18 protein-coding genes are annotated in these 24,401 nt (G+C 53.2%); 8 read left to right on the plus strand and 10 right to left on the minus strand.

The window, feature by feature from the left end:
• Positions 1–155 precede the first annotated feature (155 nt).
• Positions 156–2,339, minus strand: coding sequence for an OsmC domain/YcaO domain-containing protein (locus tag REH51_RS04995; RefSeq protein ID WP_498937028.1), 2,184 nt, complete (start codon positions 2,337–2,339; stop codon positions 156–158).
• Positions 2,340–2,515: 176 nt separating this feature from the next.
• Between REH51_RS04995 and REH51_RS05000 the strand changes: the two genes are divergently transcribed.
• Entirely contained in the window at positions 2,516–3,319 is an 804-nt protein-coding gene (locus REH51_RS05000; protein ID WP_498937030.1) for a helix-turn-helix domain-containing protein, read from the plus strand.
• Here REH51_RS05000 and REH51_RS05005 read toward each other — a convergent pair.
• Positions 3,316–3,924 (minus strand): TetR family transcriptional regulator C-terminal domain-containing protein, encoded by a 609-nt coding sequence (locus tag REH51_RS05005; RefSeq protein ID WP_498937032.1) that lies wholly within the window; start codon positions 3,922–3,924, stop codon positions 3,316–3,318. The genes REH51_RS05000 and REH51_RS05005 overlap by 4 nt on opposite strands.
• A 218-nt stretch (positions 3,925–4,142) precedes the next feature.
• Here REH51_RS05005 and REH51_RS05010 point away from each other — a divergent pair, with 218 nt between their 5' ends.
• Genes REH51_RS05010 through REH51_RS05025 form a run of 4 tightly spaced genes read left to right on the plus strand, consistent with a single transcriptional unit; the run spans position 4,143 to position 10,617 of the window.
• The gene (locus tag REH51_RS05010; protein WP_009721353.1) at positions 4,143–5,345 is read left to right on the plus strand and encodes an efflux RND transporter periplasmic adaptor subunit; all 1,203 of its coding nucleotides are present in this window, start codon (positions 4,143–4,145) and stop codon (positions 5,343–5,345) included.
• A complete protein-coding gene (locus tag REH51_RS05015) occupies positions 5,342–8,440 on the plus strand; it encodes an efflux RND transporter permease subunit (protein ID WP_009721352.1) in 3,099 nt (1,032 codons plus the stop codon). Before REH51_RS05010 ends, REH51_RS05015 begins: the two co-directional genes overlap by 4 nt.
• A complete protein-coding gene (locus tag REH51_RS05020; protein WP_498937034.1) occupies positions 8,440–9,864 on the plus strand; it encodes an ATP-binding protein in 1,425 nt (474 codons plus the stop codon). Before REH51_RS05015 ends, REH51_RS05020 begins: the two co-directional genes overlap by 1 nt.
• A gap of 33 nt (positions 9,865–9,897) precedes the next feature.
• A complete protein-coding gene (locus tag REH51_RS05025) occupies positions 9,898–10,617 on the plus strand; it encodes a response regulator (protein ID WP_009721350.1) in 720 nt (239 codons plus the stop codon).
• Between the two features lie 44 nt (positions 10,618–10,661).
• On the opposite strand, the gene REH51_RS05030 is transcribed toward REH51_RS05025, so the two are convergent.
• Positions 10,662–11,576 (minus strand): alpha/beta hydrolase fold domain-containing protein, encoded by a 915-nt coding sequence (locus REH51_RS05030; protein ID WP_498937036.1) that lies wholly within the window; start codon positions 11,574–11,576, stop codon positions 10,662–10,664.
• 187 nt (positions 11,577–11,763) lie between these two features.
• On the opposite strand from REH51_RS05030, the gene REH51_RS05035 reads away from it, so the two are divergent.
• Both REH51_RS05035 and betT read left to right on the plus strand, forming a co-directional pair.
• Complete coding sequence (locus REH51_RS05035) at positions 11,764–12,192, plus strand: hypothetical protein (RefSeq protein WP_143759675.1); 429 nt, start codon at positions 11,764–11,766, stop codon at positions 12,190–12,192.
• Positions 12,193–12,396: 204 nt separating this feature from the next.
• Positions 12,397–14,445: a choline BCCT transporter BetT gene (gene betT / locus REH51_RS05040; protein ID WP_498937038.1), complete on the plus strand. Its 2,049-nt coding sequence runs from the start codon at positions 12,397–12,399 to the stop codon at positions 14,443–14,445.
• Between the two features lie 110 nt (positions 14,446–14,555).
• Here the strand turns inward: betT and REH51_RS05045 are convergent, their stop codons facing one another.
• The 3 genes from REH51_RS05045 to exaC all read right to left on the minus strand — a co-directional run bounded on the left by REH51_RS05045 (position 14,556) and on the right by exaC (position 18,104).
• A complete protein-coding gene (locus REH51_RS05045; protein WP_498937040.1) occupies positions 14,556–15,170 on the minus strand; it encodes a methyltransferase in 615 nt (204 codons plus the stop codon).
• Between the two features lie 263 nt (positions 15,171–15,433).
• Positions 15,434–16,462, minus strand: a complete 1,029-nt coding sequence (gene adhP / locus REH51_RS05050) for an alcohol dehydrogenase AdhP (RefSeq protein WP_009721345.1) — start codon at positions 16,460–16,462, stop codon at positions 15,434–15,436.
• A 121-nt stretch (positions 16,463–16,583) separates the two neighbouring features.
• Positions 16,584–18,104 (minus strand): acetaldehyde dehydrogenase ExaC, encoded by a 1,521-nt coding sequence (gene exaC / locus REH51_RS05055; RefSeq protein ID WP_009721344.1) that lies wholly within the window; start codon positions 18,102–18,104, stop codon positions 16,584–16,586.
• A 119-nt stretch (positions 18,105–18,223) separates the two neighbouring features.
• On the opposite strand from exaC, the gene REH51_RS05060 reads away from it, so the two are divergent.
• Positions 18,224–18,907 carry a response regulator transcription factor gene (locus tag REH51_RS05060; protein ID WP_009721343.1) on the plus strand — a complete coding sequence of 228 codons (684 nt, stop codon included), beginning with the start codon at positions 18,224–18,226 and terminating at the stop codon, positions 18,905–18,907.
• Between the two features lie 14 nt (positions 18,908–18,921).
• Here the strand turns inward: REH51_RS05060 and REH51_RS05065 are convergent, their stop codons facing one another.
• From REH51_RS05065 to REH51_RS05080, 4 genes are read right to left on the minus strand one after another with little or no spacing between them, the layout of a single operon-like run.
• Entirely contained in the window at positions 18,922–20,316 is a 1,395-nt protein-coding gene (locus REH51_RS05065; RefSeq protein WP_498937041.1) for an ATP-binding response regulator, read from the minus strand.
• Positions 20,288–21,478, minus strand: a complete 1,191-nt coding sequence (gene nosP, locus REH51_RS05070) for a nitric oxide-sensing protein NosP (protein WP_050801074.1) — start codon at positions 21,476–21,478, stop codon at positions 20,288–20,290. The genes REH51_RS05065 and nosP overlap by 29 nt, the downstream gene beginning before the upstream one ends.
• On the minus strand, positions 21,432–23,684 hold the full coding sequence (locus tag REH51_RS05075; protein WP_498937043.1) for an ATP-binding protein: 2,253 nt from the start codon (positions 23,682–23,684) through the stop codon (positions 21,432–21,434). Before REH51_RS05075 ends, nosP begins: the two co-directional genes overlap by 47 nt.
• Positions 23,674–24,282, minus strand: coding sequence for a putative pterin-binding protein (locus REH51_RS05080; RefSeq protein WP_009721339.1), 609 nt, complete (start codon positions 24,280–24,282; stop codon positions 23,674–23,676). The genes REH51_RS05075 and REH51_RS05080 overlap by 11 nt, the downstream gene beginning before the upstream one ends.
• Between the last annotated feature and the right edge of the window lie 119 nt (positions 24,283–24,401).

Consider the following 24,401-nt stretch of genomic DNA (forward strand, 5'->3'; position numbering starts at 1 on the left):
GCAGAAATAAATTTGGCGCAGCGGTGCAGTTGTGTGCACTGACTGCGCCAACCACTGCACCAAAGTGCATCACATAAAAACGGTGCGCGCCTTTGTCAGGCTGCGCACCGTTCTTTCACGACTGCTTTTGAAAAGGCTCGATAGAGGGACGCTTTTTATTTAATCGCTTTTGCTGCCCGAGCCGCATGGAGCTTTTTGTAACTTTCGATCAAGCGCTGATGGCGCTCCAGACCTTCTAACTGCATGTTAGTCGGCGTTAGGCCATGGAAGCGTACTTCGCCACTCACCGAACCCACGACAGCCGCCATGGTCGTTTCACTGAACATGCGCTGGAAGTTGTGCAGATAATCGTCAAGTTCCAGCTCATCATCCAATACAATTTCCAGTACCGCGTTCACTGCCTGATAGAACAGTCCGCGTTCAACGGTGTTGTCGTTGTACTGCAGGAACATCTGCACGCAGTCCAGCGCCTCTTCATGGCGTTGCAGCGCAAGGTAAACCAGCAGCTTCAGCTCTAGTATCGTTAGCTGCCCCCACACGGTGTTCTCATCGAACTCGATACCAATCAGCGTGATGATATCGGCGTGATCATCCATTTGGCTCTCTCCCAGCCGCTCGACCAGATCAGTGAGCTGATCGTCGTCGAGGCGGTGCAGGTTGAGGATATCCTCGCGGTAATCCAACGCCTTATTGGTGTTATCCCAGATCAGATCTTCGATGGGATACACTTCTGAATAACCTGGCACCAGAATGCGACAGACCGGTGCGCCCAAGTCTTCGTGTACTGCCATGTACACTTCGGCCCCCAGCTCTTCAAAGATCTCAAACAGCGTGTCGGCTTCTTCTTGGTTGCTGCCGGAGAAGTCCCATTCGCTGAACTCAAAATCGGGTTTGGCACTAAAGAAGCGCCAAGAAACCACACCCACCGAGTCGATAAAGTGCTCAACAAAATTGTTAGGCTCAGTCACGGTTTGCGAGTTAAACGTTGGTAGCGGAAGATCGTTTAACCCTTCGAAGCTGCGGCCTTGCAACAGCTCCGTCAAGCTACGCTCCAGCGCCACTTCAAAGCTTGGGTGTGCGCCAAACGAAGCAAATACGCCGCCAGTACGCGGGTTCATTAAGGTGACGCACATTACCGGGAACTGGCCACCCATGGAGGCATCTTTTACCAACACTGGGAAACCCTGAGCTTCCAAGGCGTTAATGCCTTCCACAATGTTCGGATATTTTGCCAGTACCGCTTGCGGCACATCCGGCAAGGTTAACTCCTGTTCGAGGATTTCGCGCTTCACCGCCCGCTCGAAGATTTCCGACAAGCACTGCACCTGGGCTTCCACTAGGGTATTGCCCGCGCTCATGCCGTTACTTAGGAACAGATTTTCGATTAAGTTGGAGGGAAAATAGACCGTTTTGCCATCGGACTGACGTACAAACGGTAGCGATACAATGCCCCGATCTTCACGCCCGGAGTTGGTATCAATCAGATTGGAGCCACACAGCTCGCCTTCCGGGTTATAAATAGCCAGACAGTGTTCGTCGAGGATTTCAGCGGGAAGCTCATCGTTCGGCCCCGGCTGAAACCATTTTTCATTGGGGTAGTGAACAAAGTCGCTGTTGGCAATTTCTTCACCAAAGTACTGGTCGTTGTAGAAGAAGTTGCAGCTCAAGCGCTCAATAAATTCGCCCAGTGCGGAGCACAGCGCGCTCTCTTTGGTAGCCCCTTTGCCGTTGGTAAAGCACATAGGAGAGGCGGCATCGCGAATATGTAGCGACCAGACGTGGGGCACGATATTACGCCAGGAGGCGATCTCAATTTTCATGCCCAGGTCAGCCAGCATCGCGCTCATATTGGCAATGGTCTGCTCCAGCGGCAAATCTTTACCTGGGATGTAGGTAGCGCTGCCTTCCGGCGCCCCCATCAGCAGCGCCTGGGCGTCCTCATCGATATTCTCTACCGTTTCAATCTGAAACTCGGGGCCGGTTTGAACAACCTTCTTCACCGTGCAACGGTCGATGGAGCGCAAAATACCCTGGCGATCCTTTTCAGAAATATCTTCCGGCAGCTCGACCTGGATTTTGAAAATCTGCTTATAACGATCTTCCGGGTCGACGATATTGTTCTGGGACAGGCGAATATTCTCGGTAGGAATATCTCGCGCGTTGCAGTAAACCTTGACAAAGTAAGCCGCGCACATCGCCGACGACGCTAGAAAGTAGTCGAACGGACCAGGGGCTGAGCCATCGCCTTTATAGCGAATCGGCTGATCGGAGATAACCGTAAAATCGTCGAACTTGGCCTCTAAACGGAGGTTGTCGAGATAATTGACTTTAATTTCCATGAATGGGCATCCGGAGCAATGAGTGTGCCTCGGCTGTTGAAAACATAAGCCGGTAGGCGGATTTCTGTCCATTATCCAGTTTTTCACCCGCTTCGTCTTGGGAAGCATTGCACTGACCGCTCCAAGGCCTCACATTAGCCTCACCGTCGCCTTCTGAGAACGTTGAAACCATCCCCATGCATGATGATTTTGTGGCTAACTTACGCCTGCTGTGCAGCTATTACCCGTCTATTGCGGACGTTTGCCGTCGCTTATCCATTAACCGTGCCCAATTCAACCGCTACCTCAGCGGGCGCTATTATCCAAGCCATGCCGCGCTGCAGCGTATTTGCCACTTTTTTGGTGTCTCGCCAGAAGATATTGCCCTGCCTCACCACGACTTCCGAGCGCTGGTGCAAACTGGCCAACTCAATGCGGACGCGTCACCAAGCACACTACCCTGGCCCAATGCGTTGATTCAGCGGGGTAGCGAAGGCATGGAACGTTATCTGGGTCGCTACTTCGAGCTTTACCACTCGATGTCGCGCCCAGGGCATTTGATGCGCACGTTGGTGTGCCTAGAAGCCAGAGAAGGAGGCGTGGTGTACCAGCGAACCGAACGTATGCAAGTCGCTCTGGGAAGACGGCCCTGCCATAACCGTTACGTAGGAACCGCCGTTAAACTTGCAGACCGGCTATTTTTGGTTGACCACGAGACACTCAACGGCCACGAAATCACTCAAACTATTCTGTTTCCCAGCTTTCAAAGCCAAGTCACACGCTTAACCGGATTAAAAATGGGGGTTGCCGATAATAGTGAGCGGATGCCCTGTTGTGTGCGAGTGGTGTATCAGCGCTTAGATGAACAAATAAGTCTGCGATCTGCGTTGGCCCAGTGCGGCCTGCTACCACTGAATGACCCATCGCTAGATGATTCACTGCTGGCAGCCCTGCGCAACGATGTGGCTAGCGGAGAGCACCACTTTCGCGCACGTCACTAGCGGCTTGCTTCGCAGAGCGCCGATGGTGTCAGCACATGGGCAAATAAAATCGACTCGAAGTGCTCCATGGGAGTCACCGACTTAAGCGTTTTGGCACGAAGTATAGCGCCTTCCCACCCCGACAATATAAAGCTAGCAAGGGCCTCTGGAGCAATTGCTTTATCGATATTCCCCTGATGTTGCGCTTCTTTCAGACAAACGATAAAACGTTTTTCCCAGCGCTGAAACACCAGATTAAGCGCATCGCGGAAGGTGTCGCTTTGACCAGAAAGCTCCTGTCCCAGGTTACCAATCAAGCAGCCAGTGGTGTGGTCGCAGTCCAACATATGCTCACGCCCTGTGGCGAAGTAACGCCGTATGCGCTCTAACGGTGGTAAGGAGACGTCTTCAAGCAGTGCTGCCAGGCTTTCATCGTACTGGCTGGGAAAGCGCTCGATCACCGCCAGCCCAAAATCTTCTTTGCTGGAAAAGTAGTGGTAAAACGACCCTTTAGGCACGCCGCAGGTTTTTAAGACGGCATTAATACCTGTCGCATTGTAGCCCTGCTGGGCAATCAGCTCGGCACCGGTATCAATTAACTTATCGCGAGTAGCGGTGTTTTTCATGACGTCACATTAACCAGTGAGTTTAGTGCTTTTCAAAATAATAATGACAGGTATTGTTAGGCCCATCAGCGGTTAGACAGCACGATGCAGCGATGCTTGATGGGTTGCACGCTATTTGCACATTGCTTACCTAATCATTGCTTGCGTATCGGTGATGCTAGCATGATACGCCATTTTCTCTGGAATTTTCGCCCTCAGCCAACGGATGCCGCGCGGTAATGACCTCCTCTCACTCTTACGCTCCCTCTCAACAAGGCCGTGTCGGTTTCGGTGCCTTGGCAGCGCTACTGGTCTTCGTTGGCGGTTTAGCCTTGGCTTGGTGGATTATCAGCCAGCCACCCCGCGTTGAGCGACGGCCCCCCCCCCCCGCCGCACCACCCTTAGTAGATATCATTACGGCTGAAGAGCGCCTTCAAGCTCCTATGCTTAACGGCTTTGGGCGAGTAGAAGCTGAGAAATCCACTATGCTAGCCAGCCGGGTTGCTGGTCAGCTAGAACGCTTTGGCGAAGGCGTTCTCCCAGGCCAGGTCGTTGAACAAGGAGCACCGGTTGCTTATATCGATCAGGCCGATTTACGCCTTATTTTGGAAGATGCCGAAGCGCAGTTGGCCAACGCTCAAGCACAGTTAGCGCTAGAACAAGCGGAGCAACAGCGCGCCCGAAGTGAGTATGAATCTTTTGGCCGCCAACTTAGCGCTGAGCGCCGTGCACTGGTGCTACGTGAACCACAGCTACGCCAAGCTCAAGCTCAACTAACACAAGCACGCGTGGTGCGAGACCAAGCGGCGCTTAATCTTGAACGTGCCACGTTAGCTGCCCCTTGGCGGGCGATGGTGCAAGACCGTTTGGTCGGTGCGGGCAGCCTGTTAAGCCAAGGTACTGAAGTACTCAGCTTGGTCGGCGTCGAACAGTTTTGGGTTCGCGCTTCGTTGCCGGGGGATATTTTGGGTTGGCTAACGCCAGGCAGCCGCGTCACGCTTACCAGCCAAGGCTGGCCGGAAGGAGCAAGCAGAGAAGGTAACTTAATTTCTATTCTGCCAAACCTGGAAGAGAACGGCTTACAGGCGCAGCTTTTGATCGCCGTGAATGACCCGCTGTCGCTAGAGCAAGATGGCCCTGCGCTGCGTCTTGGCGATGTGCTGCGTGTTGCCTTTCATAGCACAACCCAGGAGCCGCTCATCGCCTTGCCTTCTGCCGCATTGCGTCCCGGCGAGCAGGTATGGTGGGTAGATGATGAAGATCGCCTACGCAGCACCCATGTCACCCTGGCCTATCGCGGGCAGGAAACGGCGCTAGTACGCAGCGGTTTAGTACCCGGACAGCGGGTGGTTATTGCCGGCTTGGCTCAGCCTCGTGAAGGCCAACAAGTCCGTATTCGCCAGCGGGGCGATACGCCAGCCAGTGATGAGGAAAGCCCATGATTCGCCGTGGCCCACTCGCCTGGATGGTCGACCATGGCGTTGCCCCTAACCTGATGATGGTGCTATTTATCGTCGGCGGTTTAATGGCATCCCTGGCCATCAAGAAAGAGGTTTTCCCGGAATTTGAAACGGAAATCATCCAAGTTAGCATCAGCTATCCTGGTGCCACGCCGGAAGATGTTGAGCAAAGTTTGCTGCTACCAGTTGAAGCTGCCATTGCCGACGTGGAAGGCATCGATGAATTAACCGCCAGCGCTGGCGAAGGTAGCGGCGTAGTCAGCGCCACGCTGATCGATGGCGTTGACGTGATGCGGGCCTATCAGGATATCCAGCAAGCCGTGAATGCCATCACGACTTTGCCTAACGCAGCGGATCCACCGCGTTTTACCCTAGCTGGCCGCTCTCGCAGCGTGGTGAGCCTACAAGTGTATGGCTCGGTGAGTTTAGCCGCACTTCATGACGCCGCCGAAGATGTGCGCGCCGAGCTACAGTCTACTAGCGGCATTTCTCGCGCAGAGCTCTCCGGCAATCGCGAACGTGAAATCCAAGTGCTTTTGGATGAGGAAGCCATTGAGCGCTTTGGGTTAGATCATCAACAACTTGCCAGTCGAATTGCCGCAGAAGCACTTGATCTTGCCAGTGGCCAGCTCACTACCGCCGAAGGCGAGTGGTTGATTCGCTACCAAGGACGCCGCAACAGTGCGGATGAGTTTGCCGCACTCCCCATTCTCACCACCGCCCAAGGTTCTCCCGTTGTACTGAGCGATATTGCGCGCGTAAGAGAAGGCTTTGCCGAAACCGATCGCGAGGAGTTTTACAACGGCGAGCCGGGCTTATCGGTAGATATTTATCAGATTGGCGATCAAACGCCGACCAGTATCTCACAAGCCGTCTACGGTGAGCTGGAGCGGCTGCGCGCCAACCTGCCCAACGGGGTACGCCTGGATATTTCCAGAGACAGCTCAGAAATCTACGAAGATCGCCTGAACCTGCTGCTCAAAAACGCCTGGATGGGCTTAGCACTGGTACTGATTCTCATGGCACTGTTTCTTGAGGCTCGGCTGGCCTTCTGGGTAACGCTGGGCATTCCGACGGCATTTTTGGGTGCAATGCTGTTTCTACCTTGGATTGGCGTCTCACTCAATATGATGTCGATGTTCGCCTTTATTATCGCCCTTGGCATCGTCGTGGACGATGCCATTATGGTCGGTGAGAATATTTACAGCTACCGGGAGCAGGGCTATTCCCTGCGCGATGCCGCGGTGAAAGGTGCTCAAGAGATCGCCACACCGCTTACCTTCGCGATTCTGTCCAATATTGTTGCATTCCTGCCGCTACTGTTTTTACCCGGTTTTTTAGGGCTTATTTTTGCTACCGTGCCGGTAGTCGTTATCACGGTATTTATTATTTCTCTCGTGGAAGCTCTGTTTATACTGCCCGCCCATCTCGCCCACGCCAGCAAACCCCGCAAAACACCCGTATGGCAGCGCCCCATTGAAGCCGTTCGTTTACGTATGCAAAAGGGCCTGCATCACTTCACTTACCAGCAGTTTGAACCGTTTTTACAGCGTGCGCTTAATCAACGCCTGCTGACGGTCTCCCTGGGCGTTGCCTTGCTATGCGTCGCGCTGGCCTGGGCAATGAGTGGCCGACTTGGCTTTTCACTCATGCCCAGGGTGGAATCTGACCAAGTTCAGGCCAGCGTTACCCTACCGATTGGCAGCAACATTAGCGTTAGCCGCGAATTGAGCCAGCAGTTGCTGAATGCCGCCGAGCAACTTAGCGAACGCGAGGCAACCCTCAGTTTTAGCAGTACCCGCAGCCGCTTGGATGGTGAAAGCTTGCAAGTGCGTTTAGATATCGCCAGAGAAAGTTTAGATGCCTGGCCTCCATCTCGAATTGCCCAGGAGTGGCGCGACTTAACGGGTGATTTAGTCGGCGCGCAATCTGTGCGCTTCGAGTCAGACTTCGGTGGCCCTGGTAGTGGTGCAGCGCTGAGCCTGCGTTTATCCCACCCAAACACCCAAGTGTTAGAAGCGGCTGCTGCGCAACTGGCTGAACTACTAGCCGAATATGGTTTAACCGATATCGATAGCGGACTGGGAGACGGCAAACCGCAGCTTGAAATGCGCCTATCTGCCGAAGGGCGCGCGTTAGGGCTAACAGGGAACGACCTAGCCCAGGCGCTACGCGGCCCGCTACAGGGTGCCACTGCCATAGAACAATTTATTGGCCGTCGAGAAGTCAGCGTTGAGGTACGCCTGCCAGAGCAAGATCGCGACAGCCTCAATGAGCTTTATCGGCTGCCGATCCAGACGCCTGACGGCCTAAGCGTCCCGTTATCACGCGTGGCAGATATCACGTTGAGCCAAGCTTCTAGCAGTCTTCAACGCATCGATGGTCGGCGGATCATTACGGTTACCGCTGACTCGGAAGGAGACCAAGCGATTAATCAAGTGCTAGCCACGCTGCAGGAAGATGTTTTCCCCACCCTTAGCAATACCTGGTCAGGGCTTGAAGTGAGCATGGGTGGGCGGCAACAAGATACCGCCGACAATTTAGCCACGCTACGCAATGCCATGTGGCTAATGCTGGCCGCGCTGTATGCGCTATTAGCTATTCCTTTCCGCAGTTACCTTCAGCCACTACTGGTACTAGCCGCTATTCCATTTGGTATTGTCGGGGCCGTTGCAGGTCACATGCTCATGGGGTTCGGGCTATCGATTATCAGCCTACTCGGTATGCTGGCACTTTCCGGCGTGGTGATTAACGATGCCCTAGTACTGATTGACTATGCTAACCGTAAGCGTCGTGAGGGCATGGATGCCCGCGAAGCAATCGTCGCCGCGGCGACTCGCCGCTTACGGCCAATTATGATGACGACACTCACCACGTTTTTAGGCTTGGCACCGATGATTCTAGAAACCTCTCGCCAGGCGCGCTTTATGATACCCATGGCCATTTCGCTAGGGTTCGGAATGTTATTCGCCACGGTCATCTTGTTGCTGGTAGTGCCCTGCCTCTACCTGGGTTTAGAAAACCTGCGTGAACGACTCAGCAAGCCACCCCAACCAAGCCATGAGGGAGTCAGCTAATGCAACTGCTCGCTTCGCTACGCCAGTGGCGGCCCTCCCGACTGGGTCTCAAGCTTTTTGTGGCTATTTTAAGCGTTAACGTAGCCATTGCAGCGAGCGTGTTTTTAGCGGTGACTTACAGTATCGATCGCGGTTTTTTAGAATATCTAAATCAAGCCCAAGAGCGGCGCGCTACGCTACTGGCAGATGGGCTCATTACTCGCTGGGAAACCCAGGGCAGTTGGGGGTGGTTGGAGCAATCCCCAGAACGCTGGCCCTATATTGTGCGCTTTGAGCTTGGCCAGGAACACCGTGACCGCCCTCCCCCCCTGGGGGAGGCTCAGGACTTTGCTTTACGCAATAGCGACGGCCGCTTTGTTGTCCCTCCTGTTGATACTGCTCGGGGATCAAACGGTTGGCGATGGCTCACCCTGTATAGCGACATGACCCCAAGCGGTAACAGTGAACCAATTGGTGAACTCGGCTTTCGCCCTCCGCAAGATATGATGGAGCGCATGGAAAGCCGCTTTTTAGAACGCCAACAACGCAACTTAGTGCTTATTGTTGTTTCACTTGGATTAGCATCGCTCTTACTAGCGGGCGGGCTTTCTTGGTGGTTAGGGCGACGCACCCGAGCATTAGCAGGCGCAACGCTACGCTTGACCGAAGGCGATTATCACACCCGGTTGTCAGAACGCGGTCGCGATGAACTTTCCAGTTTAGCGCGCGACTTCAACGTCCTGGCGGCCACCTTAGAAGCTAGCCGCGACGCCCGAGCACGATGGGTGTCTGACACGGCGCATGAGCTGCGCACCCCGTTGGCAGTGCTGCGTGGCGAAATCGAGGCAATGCAGGATGGCATTCGCCCGTTAAACCAGGAAAATCTTGGCTCACTTGCCCAGGAAGTGGCACAACTGGAACGGTTAGTTACTGACCTGAGACTGCTTTCTCAAAGTGATGCAGGCGCATTAGATATTCAGCTAGCCCCAATGAACCTCAGCGAAAGCTTGAAAGGCCGTTTATCCGACGCCGACCGCTGGCTAGAAGAGAGCGGCCTGACACTGTCAAGCCAGCTTACCCCCGGCATCATGATACAAGGGGATGCCCAGCGCCTGCGACAGCTATGGAGCAACCTGCTAGATAATAGCTGCGCCTATACACAGCCCCCAGGTGAGCTACGTGTTTCGTTAACCTGCGTATCTGGCCACGCCGTGATTACCTGGGAAGACAGCTCCCCAGGCGTGCCTGAAAGCGAGCTTTCACGCTTAACCGAACGCCTGTATCGCGTGGAAGGCTCACGTAACCGCGCAAGTGGTGGCAGCGGGCTGGGACTCTCCATTGCCAGCGCATTAGTTAATGCCCATGGCGGCATACTTTCGCCTGGCGCCTCTGAGCTTGGCGGCTTGAAATGGACGCTGCGCTTTCCGCTGTTTATTGCTTCTTAACGTCAATTACTTCCTAACCCAAGCGAGCTGACTATGTCTGAGAATATCCCACCCCAGGACGCCTCACTGCTTATTGTTGAGGATGAACCTAAAATTGCCCGGCTAATGGCGGACTACCTGGAAAACAATAATTTTGCGGCAACCATTATTGCCAACGGCAACGACGTTATGCCCTGGCTTACCCAGCACACCCCGGCATTAGTACTGCTAGATGTGATGCTTCCAGGTAAAGATGGACTAACGTTGTGTCGAGAAATTCGTCAACAGTGCCCCAACCTGCCAATTATTATGGTGACCGCGAAAGTCGAAGAAGTTGATCGTTTACTAGGCTTGGAGCTAGGTGCAGACGACTATGTTTGCAAACCCTTTAGCCCTCGCGAAGTGGTTGCCCGCGTAAAAGCCGTACTACGCCGTAGCCACGCCGCGGCGCAGGCCGATGACGCGCACGACTTCACCAAACAAGCGCCGGTGACACTCGATGAAGAAGGCTGGCAGGCGCTTGCTAATGGGCACGACCTCGGCCTCACCGCCGTAGAATTCCAACTGTTGCGCGTTATGATGCAATCTCCAGGACGTATCTTCAGTCGCGAGCAGTTGATGGATCACATGTACCGGGATAACCGCATTGTCTCGGAACGCACCGTGGACAGCCACATTAAGAAGCTACGCAAAAAAATCCATGAAGCGCTCCCCGAGCTGGAGATCATCCGCTCCGTTTACGGAGTCGGTTACAAGTATCAACCAGAAGGATAAACCGTCTATTTGCTATCTTTTATGTACTATCTTTTATTTACTATCTACGGCTGAACCTGACGATTCAAAAAGGCGATACCGGCTTTAATAGCACTGCCGCGAAGTAGGAAGCTGGCAAAATGGCCGTAGCCACGCTGTAAGTAAAGCTCACTTTCGGTGCCCTGAGCCTGGAGTGCTTGATAGAAGTCAGTCGCATGATCAACGGGTACTAGCTGATCCCAACTGCCATGAAACAGAAAAAACGGTGGCGCCTGAGGGGTGATTTGCCGCGCAGGTGAAGCCAGTGCATAGGCCTCTGGTTTTTCGGCGCGGGTGCCGCCAATAAAGTCGACCACCAAGCGACCGTCATCAAACTTCAGCAGGTCACTGGGTAGACCGCCTACTAACACGGCCGCCAACTGGGCTTGCTCGCCGCCATAAGGATCGCCAAGCGGGCCTTTATCGTCAGCCAGGGCAAGGAGGCTTATCAAATGCGCGCCTGATGAAAAGCCAACGCCTACGATACGGTTAGTATCCACCTGCCAACGCTCAGCGTTGCTGTGAATCCAGGTCATTGCCTGCTGTAAATCATGCAGTTGTTCAGGAAATCGGTACTCGGGTGCAAAGCGGTGTTCAATATTCACAGTCACATATCCCTGCTCTGCTAACTGCTCCGCAATACTCTCCATGTCGTCAGGACCACGATTGCGCCAGCCACCACCATGGACAATGAGTGCGGCAGGTCGCCGCTTTGCGTCTGGTGTATTCGGCAGCAGCACCTGGGCGTTTAATGCTTGTGCCCAATCATCGGGCGTATAACGTTGGGCAGGTAGTCGGGTGAACGTCTGCGGAGCATTCAATGCTCCCTGTTCAATGGCAGGTAGGCCTTGGCTGACTTGGTGCGTTGCACCACAGCCGCTAATTAAGAGGGCAAGTGCGCTTAGGCTTAGGTATCGACGCATAACGCGTAAATCTGGCATTCAAAACTCCTCAATACGACTTTTCAACACGTGTTTTGAAAACAACGGCCCCTCACCCAAGCAATTGTGACCGCGTAAGCTACGATAAGGTCACGGTTGTTGCACACTTTGTGCAAACGTTTTACACCAAGCCCTAAGATACTGACATCGACAACTTGCCACTTTTTAAAATGTTCCGAGGTCTGCTATGAACATGACATTACGCCAACTATTTGCTCCTGCACTACTTACCGTTGCTCTGATGCCGTTAGCCTTCAGCGCCCATGCAGATCACCACAATAGCGCTAGTATTGACCGCGAAGCGATGCAGGAACGCATGGAAGAGCGCCGCCAGGAAGTTTATCAGCGCGCCGGACTAAGCGAAGAGCAACAAACTGCCTTAAACGAAGCACACGCTGAACATCGTGATGCCATGCTGTCGCTACGCGAAGAGCATCAGGCTCAGGTGGCCGAGATCCTCACCGAAGAAGAGCAACAGGCACTGCGCGATGCCATGCGCGACATGCATGCTGAGAAGCATGGCGAGCGCCGACATGGTGAAGGCAGTCATGGCAAGCGCGATCATGAGCGTCGCGGACACCACGACGAGTCTGCCGAGGAAAGTACCGCAGAGTAAGCGTTTATTAAACGTCAAACCCCGCTCTAACGCCCGGCTTAGCCGGGCATTTTTGTTTCTATACTCCTGGGAAACGCTCTAATTGTTGGGCTGAAAGCTTCACGTCGACTTGAAGTGAGCACTTAAACCGCGTATTTTATTTGAACGTTCATTCAAAAATAACGCTGTTTTTAATCCTTGTCTTAACAACAGGAGTCCGCCTCCATGGCGAAAGACAACCCCAACCTCCCCTCACGCGACCGCCTCAATCCCGTGGTTTTCCACGGGAGTGTGGCGGGCATTCTCGTCTTCTTGGTTCTTACCATGGTGTTTACCGAGCAGGCCGGCGCTTTTTTCGATGCAGGGCTTGCCTGGGTAAGTAAAACCTTCGGCTGGTACTACATGCTGGCGATTGTGGCTTATCTGGTATTTGTGGTGATTATTGGCATGTCGCGCTTTGGCAGCATTCGCCTTGGCCCAGATCACTCTCGGCCTGAATTTTCGCTGCTGTCATGGTCAGCCATGCTGTTTGCTGCGGGTATCGGTATTGCCCTGCTGTTTTTCAGCGTTGCCGAGCCGGTTGCCCACTATCTGGCACCGCCCGACTTAACGCCAGAAAGCCAAGCTGCCATGCGTAACGCCGTTGTTCAAACCTATCTGCACTGGGGGCTCTCCGGCTGGGGGCTGTACGTGTTGATGGGTATGGCTTTGGCCTACTTCAGCTACCGCCACCGCTTGCCGCTGGCGATCCGTAGCGCACTCTACCCAATTTTGGGCAAGCGTATCCATGGCCCGATTGGTAACGCAGTGGATATCACCGCCGTGATCTCCACCGTGTTCGGTATTGCCACTAGCCTGGGTATTGGGGTGATGCAGCTCAATTACGGCCTCACCTATATGTTCGGCGTGCCAGAAACTCTTACCGTGCAGGTTATTTTGATCGTACTGGTCGTGGTTTTGGCAACTATTTCCGTGGTGACCGGCGTTGAGAAAGGCATCCGCCGACTCTCTGAGTTCAACATGCTGCTCGCGCTGGCACTGATGCTATTTGTACTCTTTTCAGGTGATACGCTGGTATTGCTAGATAAAGTGGTTAATAACGCCGGTGACTACCTCTCGGGCTTTGTAGGCGCTAGCTTTGACACCTACGCATTTGCCGATGAAGGCGCTCAAGAGTGGAAAATGTGGTGGACTATCTTCTTCTGGGGTTGGTGGATTGCCTGGACACCGTTTGTCGGCCTGTTCTTGGCACGCATTTCACGTGGCCGCACCATTCGTGAATTTGTCGCCGGTGCGCTGTTTATTCCACTGGCCTTTATGATGGTGTGGATGTCGGTATTCGGTAACAGCGGCATTGAACTGGTGGCCAACCAAGGTGTGGTTGAGCTGGGTGAACAGGCGCTCAACACTCCGCAAACAACACTTTATACACTGCTTGAGTACTACCCTTACGTAGGCCTTACCGCAGCGGTGGTAACGGTATTAGGGATTGTGTTCTTTATTACTTCTGCAGACTCCGGTGCGCTGGTACTGGCCAACTTCACCTCTATTTTGAGTGATGTTAACCACGATGCCCCGATACGCCTGCGTATTTTCTGGTCGGTGGTGATTGGCTTGATCACCATTGCTCTGTTGATGGCTGGCGGCCTAAACGCCCTGCAAAGCGCCGTGGTGATTACCGCACTGCCTTTCTCATTGGTAATTTTCGCGGTCATGGTGGGGATGTATAAAGCCCTGAAGCTAGAAGGCAGCAAGGCCGATGCACGCCGTATGATTGCCGGTGGCGCGCCTGGCGGCGACTGGCGCGAGCGTTTGGATCGTGCGCTAGATACCTCTAACCGTGCGGGTGCCGCGGCAACCATTCAGCACTCTATTCGCCCAGCGATGACGCAATTTGCCCAAGAGCTTGAAAGCCGTGGCCAAACCGCCAACGTGACCGAGGAGCATCTTGATGGCGAGTCGCTTCCCAATCTGACGCTGCAGGTCGATCTAGGCGACGCGACCAGCTTTGTCTATCAGGTATGTCCGCACCGCATGCGTACACCAAGCTTCATACCTGCGGATGACGACTTCTATGTACGCTTGGACGTGTACTTAGCTGAGGGCGGTCAAGATAAAGACCTGAACGGCTATACCCGTGGCCAGGTGATTGGTGACCTCGTAGCAGAGTACGAACGCCACCTGCACTTCCTCACCCTGGCAGGCCAACAGATGGGCCATGTACAAGCAATGCCTGGCACTATCGGCGAACCGCCGGAAGATTCTCAGATGTAACGGCGTTAGCCTTTAAGTGAAACACGAAATCCCGGCCTACGAGCCGGGATTTTTTTATGCGTCAACGACTCCGCGATGCGCTTTCTCCTAGTCTTTCCGGCTGGTGTTTCTTAATGGTGCCGCTCGAAAGCTGCCAATTGGGTAGGCTGACCAAGTAGGGGGGGCCATTCCCCAATGCCACTAAAACGCACGCGATAACCGTTACGGCGTGCTACGCCATGGGCCCAATCACGAAAACGGTCGCGTGACCATTCAAACTTGTGGTCTGGATCACGAAATTCACCGTCGGCCAAATCGAATAGCGGGTTGTATTCACTATTCGGGGTAGTCATGACTAAGTAACCAGGGCGTAATCCGCCAAAAACCCCCAACTCAACAGCAGATAAACGCTCAGGCGGTATATGCTCAATGGTCTCCACCATCGCTGCGCCCGCGAACCCGATGAGTGCAGGATGATGTTCAGTATAAGAACCACACACCAGTTCTAAGCGCCCTTGGCGAGCTTGCGGCAGTTGCCCTAATCGAAATTTTGCCTGAGCCAGTAGTTCTCCGCTCAATTCCAGGCCTACCAGTTTCTCGAACTGTGGCTGGTGAAGTAAATATTGCAAAAGCCCACCCGAACCACATCCTAGGTCCAGCACTTTCCGAACACCGCTAGCGCGCAGCAGATCCATCACGTGAAGAAGCCGCTGCTGATGTAAATCCGGTGCCTCTATATCGCTCATGGCCTGCCTTGTATTGGGTAAAGGCACTATGATGAAGCAAACCATTGCAGCCTTATAGCAATAAGGTGCAAAACGAGGGGGTGAAGCAAAAAAGTGCGAGAAAAGCTGTTAGCCCGCTCAGACACACAGCCTGAGCGGGAGTAATGACGTTTAGAAAAACCAGTAGGTTTTTACTTTGCGGTTAGTGTTCAAGCGCGATTTTAGGCACTCACTAAATCAGTGACCCGCTATTTTACTGCGCGTAAGTGCTGCATAGACATATTTTAGCTCGCCATATCCAGCACGATGCGGCCTTCTATCTTGCCGTCAATCATACGCTGGAAAACGTCGTTAATATTGTCTAGTGTGTCGGTCGCCACGGTCGCTTTGACTTTGCCTTCGGCGGCGAAATCCAGCGCTTCTTGAAGGTCACTGCGCGTTCCCACGATAGAGCCACGAATGGTAATACCGTTAAGCACCGTGCTAAAGATCGGCAGCGGGAAGTCACCCGGTGGCAAGCCATTGAGCACCAGAGTGCCACCACGGCGCAGCATGTTTTGCGCTTGATCAAACGCCTTCGGCGATACCGCTGTGACCAGTGCTCCATGGGCACCACCAATGGTTTTCTTCAGATACGCTGCTGGGTCGGTTTTCATCGCATTAACCGTCACCGTGGCACCTAGCCGTTCGGCTAGGGCTAATTTACCGTCGTCAATATCAACAGCAGCGACGTTCAGCCCCATTGCCTTTGCGTACTGCACCGCCATGTGCCCCAGGCCGCCGACGCCTGAAATAACCACCCACTGGCCGGGGCGGGTATCGGTCATTTTCAAACCTTTATAAACCGTCACTCCCGCACACAGTACTGGGGCTATTTCGATGAAATCAACGGCGTCCGGTAGACGACCTACATAGCCTGCATCCGCCAAGGTATAGTCGGCAAACCCGCCGTTGACCGAGTAACCGGTATTTTGCTGGGACTCGCACAGGGTTTCCCACCCGCCCAAACAGTGTTCACAGTAACCACAAGCAGAGTAGAGCCACGGCACGCCTATACGGTCACCCTCTTTCACATGAGAGACGCCTTCACCCACCGCCACTATATGTCCTACCCCCTCATGACCTGGGATAAAGGGTGGTGACGGTTTCACCGGCCAATCGCCGTGTGCTGCATGTAAATCAGTGTGGCAAACGCCAGAGGCCGCCACCTTCATCAGCACCTCTCCCCGCTTGGGGCGAGGCACGCTTACTTCTTCTATCGTTAGTGGCTGGCCGAACTCACGTACGACTGCCGCCCGCATTGTGTTATCCATGATGCGACTCCTGATGGTTTTCGATGTGGCAACTTGTGATTGCTCTTATCGGTAGAGTAAGCGTCAGGGGAGTAGCAAAACGCCCGGCAGCGGCCGGGCGATATCACTGCAGAATAGCGTATTAGAAGAAACCTAGCGGGTTAATATCGTAACTCACTAGCAAGTTCTTAGTTTGCTGATAGTGCTCAAGCGCCACTTTATGGGTTTCGCGACCTACGCCTGATTTCTTATAACCGCCAAACGCAGCATGGGCGGGGTACTGGTGATAGCAGTTAGTCCATACACGACCTGCTTGAATGCCACGGCCCATACGGAAGGCGACGTTAATGTCACGGCTCCACACGCCTGCACCCAGGCCAAACTCGGTATCGTTGGCAATGGCGAGCGCTTCTTCTTCATCTTTGAAGGTGGTAACAGCGACCACAGGACCAAATATCTCTTCCTGGAAGACGCGCATCTTGTTGTTGCCTTTGAGCAGTGTCGGCTGGATGTAGTAACCGCCATTGATGCTGTCATCCAAGCTCTCTTTATCACCGCCAGCAAGGAACTCGGCGCCTTCGTCGCGCGCGATGTCCATGTACGACATGATTTTGTCGAACTGTTCTTGAGACGCCTGAGCACCTACTTGCACGTCGGTATCCAGCGGGTTGCCACGTTTGATTGTTTTAGTCCGCTCAACCACCTTGGCCATAAACTCGTCATACATGCTCTCTTGAATCAACGCACGAGAAGGACAAGTACATACTTCGCCTTGGTTGAAGAATGCCAGCACCAGGCCTTCGACGGCTTTGTCAATAAACGTCGGCTCGGCGTTCATGATGTCAGCGAAATAGATATTGGGCGATTTACCACCCAGCTCCACTGTCGAGGGGATAATATTTTCTGCGGCACATTTAAGAATGTGCGAGCCAACCGGCGTCGAGCCAGTAAAGGCAATTTTGGCAATACGCTTGCTGGTGGCGAGTGCTTGGCCAGCTTCTGCACCAAACCCATTAACAACATTCAGTACGCCGGGTGGCAGCAGGTCGCCAATAACTTCCATGACTTTCAAGATAGAGGCAGGGGTTTGCTCAGCTGGCTTCAGTATGACGCAGTTACCAGCGGCAAGTGCAGGACCAAGCTTCCAAGCAGCCATTAAAATCGGGAAGTTCCAGGGAATAATTTGGCCAACAACGCCCAGTGGTTCATGGAAGTGATAGGCAACTGTGTTGGCATCGATATCCGCAGCCGTGCCTTCTTGCGAACGCAGGCAGCCAGCAAAGTATCGGAAGTGGTCAACGGCAAGCGGAATATCCGCGTTCAGGGTTTCGCGGACCGCTTTCCCGTTGTCCCAGGTTTCGGCGACAGCCAGCATTTCAAGGTTTTGCTCGAGGCGGTCGGCAATCTTAAGTAGGATGTTACTGCGCTCTTGAACGGAGGTTTTACCCCAGGCAGGTGCTGCTTTGTGAGCTGCATCCAGTGCTTTCTCAATATCTTCAGCGCTAGAGCGGGGAATTTCGCAGAATACTTGGCCGTTCACAGGGCTTATATTGTCAAAGTACTGGCCGTTGACGGGGGGAACAAACTCACCGCCGATATAGTTGCCGAAGCGTTTTTCAAAGGACACAACGGAACCAGCATCACCCGGGTTGGCGTAGATCATGGTAAAGCTCCTGAGTATTATGATTATTAAATAAGGTGCCTACCCAGTGTTGGCTACACGCGCCATTTACGATATAGCCCGATGGCAGGACGCACCCTCATCCCTTGGTAGGAGACGCCATGTACTCGTTGTTAGTGGCAGATGACCATCCGCTGTTTCGCGATGCCCTGAACGCGGTGATTAGCGCTGGATTAACAGATACCCAACTGTTGGAGTCGGACAGCTTGGCGGGGGCTATTAACACGATAGACACCCACGATGAGCTTGATCTGCTATTACTCGATTTAAGCTTGCCCGATGCCGATGGACTAGAAGGGCTGACAATACTTCGAGAAAGGTTCCCATGGCTTCCCGTCGCCATTGTCTCGGCACATCAGGAACGCCAGTTGGTGTTAGACGCAATTACCCAAGGTGCCGTTGGCTATATTCCAAAATCAACCCCCCGAGAGCAGTTGTTAGCGGCACTTAACCAAATTCTTCAGGGACAACTTTATCTGCCTGCGGATATTATGCGCCAGCCTCCCCCACGCATGGAGTCATCAGCATTGACGTCTTCATCGGAGGTCTCGCGAGAACGGCTAATACGCTTAACCGACAAACAGTTAGATGTATTGAGCTGCATGGCGCTAGGGATGTCCAATAAACAAATCGCGCGAGAACTGTTCATCGCTGAAACTACGGTTAAAACGCATGTCTCGGCTATTTTACGTAAGTTAGGCGCAACCAGTAGAGTGCATGCCATCGTCATCGCAGGCGAAGAGGAGCTAGGTGCTTATCTTGCCAGACGCACCTCCACCAACTAGTCACCGACCTCCCGTTAAGCGTGGTTCTCTAAGAGCGTTCCCAATAGCATCTTTAAGCGAAGTGGCTTAAGTGGTTTTAATAAACAGTGCATACCTGCTTCGCGTGCAGCCCTCTTCAAGGAGGCTTCATGATTGGCAGTAATGACCACTGTGGCTAACCCCGGGGAACGACGGCGCAGTCGTGCAGCTAGATCGATCCCATTTTCGCGGTGATCTCCAAGGTGGTAATCCACCAGCAGTACGGCCGGGCGTTCACCATCACTCGCCGCTTCCAACGCACTCACTGTAGCAGCCGCCCTCACTCGGCATCCCCAACTGCCCAGCAATGCCTGCATCCCTTCTATAATCGCGGGATCATCATCAATCACCCATACGACGCAGCCTTGTAACGGATCGTCCTGCCAACGTTCAGACGCAGGTAATGCTTTTTGAGCATGCGTAACGGTCGATGCGCCAGCGTTTGGAGCTGCATAAGGTACTAACACAGAAAATAGCGAGCCACGTCCAAGCTGTGAGGTAAGCGACACAGGGTGCTCCAACATGGTGCTGATTCGATCGACGATCGCTAGTCCCAATCCAAGCCCTCGGCTGTGGCTACTCTGGGACTGGTTGGCGCGGCGAAATTCCAGAAAAATCGCCTGACGCTGCGGCTCTGGTATACCTGGACCGGTATCGCCCACCATAATTTCAAGGCCGTTGGCGCGTCGTCGACAGCCAAGCAGTAAATGGCCATGCTCGGTGTAACGCACGGCATTGCTGAGGAAATTGCGCACGACACGCGCCACCAACGCTAGATCTGAATCGACCACCACGCTCGACGGTACATAGTGAAGCGTCAGCCCACGCACGGCAGCCACTTGCCGATACTCTTCTGCCAAGGCATCTAACAGTGTGCTCACCGCAAAAGGAGCTTTGTCCGCGTGGAGTACCCCTGCATCTAAGCGGGAAATATCCACCAGTGTGCCTAAGAGCCCTTCGACATCTTTTAACGAGCGCCCTATGTGCCCTACTAAGACTTGAGAGGACTCGGGTAACGCATGTGTTTCTAAGGCACTGGCGAATAACCGGGCAGCGTTTAACGGCTGAAGCAGGTCATGACTAACCGCCGCTAAAAATTTCGTTTTAGAAAGGTTAGCCGCCTCTGCTTCGGCGTTCGCTGCCAGCAGTCGTGCATTCACTTGGCTAAGTTCGTCTAATGTGCGGTGAAGTGCATCAGTGCGTTCGCGCACTTGCTCTGCCAGCAGCACCGAGCGCTCAAACGCTGCATAGGGAGCGCTGTTGGGGCTTGCTCCGGACTCCACACGCTCCATCAGCGCCTGGCAAACCTTACGCAAACGACGGTTTTCCTCGCGCAGCGTGGCATTATCCTGCGCTGTATCGCTATCCGCCGCTAGTTGGAAGAGCGCCAAAGGCCACCCCCGTAAAAGTTTGGTTTACGTGCATGCCATGATGCTGTTCGCCATAGGTATTAAACCCCACCACCCGTGCCTGACGAAGCAGCGCTGATGCCTGACCCAGCTGTTGCAATGACTCAAGCGCCATGCGTCGTAAAAAACAGTCGCAACCTATAATTGCAGGCGCTGTTGCACCCAGGCGTTGTTGCACGCGCTGTAACATCACCTCTAGATCTAAGAGTAACGGCGTAGGCCGCATCGCGGTTAGCACGATGCCCGTTTCTACCGCACAGTAGAAGGTTAAGCTAGCATCTTCATTCACACGCTGTATTGAACGGATATAGTGTTGACCGCCGATATAAACCGCCAGCGGATGCTGGGCAAAAATGGATGGCGATAGCGCATCAACAGGACAGTCGACTAACGCTGCATAAACCTCTGCGGCGGGCAAACCGTTGAGTTCTAACACTCGGCGCTGTTCCCGATCAGCGTCTGTCACTACTAATTTATGGGCAAGCGGCTCAAGATGATGGGTAGAAAACACCTCAAACGGCAGCCGCGTGTTAATCATTACCACCACGGCGGCGCGGGTATGAAACTGTCCATTCGCATAAACATGGGTGTGGGCAAGATGATTATCATCACCAGCCGAGCCACCAAAGCTGGGAATACGACCAAGAGCGGCATCTAAGGTTGCTAAAACCTGTTCTTCACGGCTGGACAAGCCATCTAGCAAGGTGAGCGCAAAGCTATGCTCGTTCACCGGTGCTACAGCCTGCTGCCGGCAACGCTCCAGCAAGGTATCCACGAGGGGTTGTGCACGGCTAAGGTCAAAGTGTTCAAGGTCGTCTACCAGTGCGGTTTCAATCGCAAACACGCGGCGATCAAAACCTATCGCTACTACAGAGCCTCGGTCATAGCCTTGCGGTGTAATTTCGCCCGCCGTCGTGCAACCACTCATCGGCACCATATCAAACGCACCGCCAAGGGCGGCGGCTAGTTCCTCTAACGGATACTCAGCACTGCAAAAAAATAACACAAAGCCTAAGTGCTCATGGCCTAGCTGTTGAGCCAGCTCACGGGCGGCTTGGAAGGGATTTAGCTGATTACTGGCGGCGGTCTGAATACCGCTATTCTTCGGTGCTATCGTCACGGCGCCATTTCTCCAACGCTGCATGAGTTCGCGAAGCGGTTTGTCTCAGCAGGCTCAGGGTTTCATTAAAATCCTGCGGTGAAGAATCGCTGCTACTGGCGATTATTTCGAGCCGTTTGGCCTCGGCGGCCAAACGTTCTGCCCCTACGCCGAGCGATTCGCCGCGCAGTTGGTGTGCTAAGCGCGCCACTTGCTTGGTTTGCTCCGCCGTTAGCAATGCCGTGCTTCTCAGGTAAGCAGCCAACTGAGCAACGTAATCACTTACTTGCTGGTGATATAGCATGATGAGTTGATCGACACTTTCAGCCCCCAACGACACAGCTAGTGTCTCTAGTGTTTCACGGTTAATCAGTGGCTGGAATTCATGCTGCTCCAGATCTGAAGGCAACACCGGCAAGGCGTATGGGCGCGAAACCGTAAACAGCTGCAGTGACAGCACATTGCTAAGGGTAAGTAAGGACAGCGGTTTAGTAATATAATCACTCATTCCCGCTGCAAGGCAGCGCTGGCGAACACCTTCTACGCCCCCAGCCGTCATGGCAACAATAGGCACATCAGCCAACCAACCACCTTGAGAGCGAAGCCGTTTAGTCACGGTAATGCCATCGATATCCGGTAGCTGGATATCCATAAAGATGAGATGCACTTGCTGAGCCTGCACCATGTCTAGAGCATCCTGGCCATTTTCAGCACAGACTACGTCGCAACCGAGACGAGACAGTAGCCCAGTGGCGACTTTACGATTGACGGCATTATCTTCCACCAGCAGTAAGGATATGCCCGCAAAATCTAGCATCGGTTCAGACGGCAACGGGGCGTTGACGGGGCTAGCTTCTACCAGGGGCAACTCACACCAAAATGTGCTGCCCTGTCCAGGAGTGCTACGAACCCCTAGTCGTCCTTGCATAGCTTCGCTCAGACGTTTACAAATCGCCAAACCTAATCCAGTACCGCCGAACCGGCGAGCAACGGACTCATCCGCTTGCTGAAATGGTTCAAATAGTGACGCCTGTTGCTCCTCATTCAAGCCACAACCGGTATCACGAACGTCAAATGACAGGCACTTTACCGTGGAATAAATACATATATTGACCTCACCATGGTCAGTAAACTTAATAGCGTTGGCAATAAGATTAAGCAAAATCTGGCGCAGTCGGCTGGCATCGATCATTACCCATCCAGGTACTAAAGGATCGATATATAACGTTAACTGCAGGCCTTTAGCTTTAGCGCGAGGCTCAAATAGCGATATGACGCTGTCGACTAATGGTTTAAGGGCAGTGGGCGAGGTTTCAAGCGTTAGGTGCCCCGCTTCGATCTTTGAGAAATCAAGAATTTCATTGATCATCGCCAGCAGTTGATTAGCGCTGTCATGAATCGTGCGGGCATAGTCTTCTACTTGCGCAAGGCTAGATGGCTCTCGCAGTAACTCACTCATACCAATAACCCCGTTGAGTGGCGTGCGAATTTCATGACTAACCATCGCTAAAAAGTCTGATTTAGCGTGATTTGCAGCCTGTGCCTGCGTGGCAGTGACTTCAAGTTGACGGCTCAGTTGCTCTTGCTCACGACGAGCGGCGGCGCTTTCTCGCATTTCGCGCACGAGAAATACAATTACCAGCAATACCGCCAAACTCATACCGACCAATAACGACATTAAAAGCTTATATAAAACACTTAATAGAACTCGCTCTTCAGTCGCAGACTCCGCTAGATAACCATTAATAGCGATAACAAATCGCTCTGTAAGCCGGGTGAGCACCAGCAGCTCTTCCTCTAGCTCAGTAATCGGTAGTTGAGTTAGCGACGCGTAAGGCTCAAACATGGGATCTAGCGTATCTAGCTGCTGCTGAATTTGAGCTAATAATGCTTTTGCCATGCTGATATTTTCTAACAGAAGGCTCACTTCGCCCTCTTGCAACAGCATAATTCGGCTATACAGCAGTTCGAAACGCAGATTTAAATCATCTTGATCGGAAGGTGAAAGCGGGCCGCGAGTGGTCGCAAGTAAATGGTTGAATAGCTGAATCGCATCGCGATCAAGCTTATAGGCTACCCAAGCCGTATCTTCTCTCAAGCTTTGCGTCAAATTATCCTGACGCCAAGCTGCTAAGGCTGCCACTACCAGTGCTGCTGCGAACAGCAGAACGGTAATCATGGCAACCACTTTAAAGCGACGCGGATAACGCAGCAGGCGGGGCGCTCGAGAAATAGACCGACTAACGGACATTTATCTGCATGACTTGCCAAACAGCTCTAAAACGCATTTTTTCGCTCAAAAGAGCCTCATCTTGGCTGAAAGGATAGAGCACCCACAAAGGGCCATATTCACGGATAGGGATGCTTTGCCCATTCCGCTCTAATGCTAAGATCACATCGTACTCATAAAAATCACTGACCGGTATTTCCGCTTCGAACCCGTTTAAGGCAGAAACGTAGACGCTATTTCCAGAACCATTTCCAGAACCATTTCCAGAACCATTTCCAGAACCATCTTCAGAACCAGTCAGTCCAACATGCTCTAATAATGTTCGCATTAACGGTCCGCTATATGCACTGCTGCCTTCTGTCCACGGCGTGCCCGTTTCAAAGGAGTGCTGTGGCAAGGCTTGTAACATGGCAAGATCAAAGCGCGCCTCCTGGGCTGCGTTGAAATGTGTTATGCCACCGTTAATTGTCAGAATAACAGGCCCATCTGGCAACTCTAGAAACCCTCTTTCCCGCTCATGACCCGCCAGGGGAATGCTGAACACCAGCATAATACACCCCAATAACAACGCTTTCACAACGGTTACCTCACGACACAATGCCCTGAAAATATGGCCCATTTCTGCCAACCCTCAGGACAAGCAGGACTCTGGATAAAAAAAGAGATAGCGCAAAGGTTACGCTATCTCTTCTACCGGGTCAGGTTAAATGCTTTTTTGCTTGATGCCTAACGTGAGTC

The organism is Halomonas bluephagenesis, from assembly GCF_054790765.1.

Coding starts and splice junctions, on each gene's coding strand:
- REH51_RS04995 (WP_498937028.1), bottom strand. CDS start 2,339: ATGGAAATTAAAGTCAATTATCTCGACAACCTCCGTTTAGAGGCCAAG.
- REH51_RS05000 (WP_498937030.1), top strand. CDS start 2,516: ATGCATGATGATTTTGTGGCTAACTTACGCCTGCTGTGCAGCTATTAC.
- REH51_RS05005 (WP_498937032.1), bottom strand. CDS start 3,924: ATGAAAAACACCGCTACTCGCGATAAGTTAATTGATACCGGTGCCGAG.
- REH51_RS05010 (WP_009721353.1), top strand. CDS start 4,143: ATGACCTCCTCTCACTCTTACGCTCCCTCTCAACAAGGCCGTGTCGGT.
- REH51_RS05015 (WP_009721352.1), top strand. CDS start 5,342: ATGATTCGCCGTGGCCCACTCGCCTGGATGGTCGACCATGGCGTTGCC.
- REH51_RS05020 (WP_498937034.1), top strand. CDS start 8,440: ATGCAACTGCTCGCTTCGCTACGCCAGTGGCGGCCCTCCCGACTGGGT.
- REH51_RS05025 (WP_009721350.1), top strand. CDS start 9,898: ATGTCTGAGAATATCCCACCCCAGGACGCCTCACTGCTTATTGTTGAG.
- REH51_RS05030 (WP_498937036.1), bottom strand. CDS start 11,576: ATGCCAGATTTACGCGTTATGCGTCGATACCTAAGCCTAAGCGCACTT.
- REH51_RS05035 (WP_143759675.1), top strand. CDS start 11,764: ATGAACATGACATTACGCCAACTATTTGCTCCTGCACTACTTACCGTT.
- betT (WP_498937038.1), top strand. CDS start 12,397: ATGGCGAAAGACAACCCCAACCTCCCCTCACGCGACCGCCTCAATCCC.
- REH51_RS05045 (WP_498937040.1), bottom strand. CDS start 15,170: ATGAGCGATATAGAGGCACCGGATTTACATCAGCAGCGGCTTCTTCAC.
- adhP (WP_009721345.1), bottom strand. CDS start 16,462: ATGGATAACACAATGCGGGCGGCAGTCGTACGTGAGTTCGGCCAGCCA.
- exaC (WP_009721344.1), bottom strand. CDS start 18,104: ATGATCTACGCCAACCCGGGTGATGCTGGTTCCGTTGTGTCCTTTGAA.
- REH51_RS05060 (WP_009721343.1), top strand. CDS start 18,224: ATGTACTCGTTGTTAGTGGCAGATGACCATCCGCTGTTTCGCGATGCC.
- nosP (WP_050801074.1), bottom strand. CDS start 21,478: ATGCAGCGTTGGAGAAATGGCGCCGTGACGATAGCACCGAAGAATAGC.
- REH51_RS05075 (WP_498937043.1), bottom strand. CDS start 23,684: ATGTCCGTTAGTCGGTCTATTTCTCGAGCGCCCCGCCTGCTGCGTTAT.
- REH51_RS05080 (WP_009721339.1), bottom strand. CDS start 24,282: ATGGGCCATATTTTCAGGGCATTGTGTCGTGAGGTAACCGTTGTGAAA.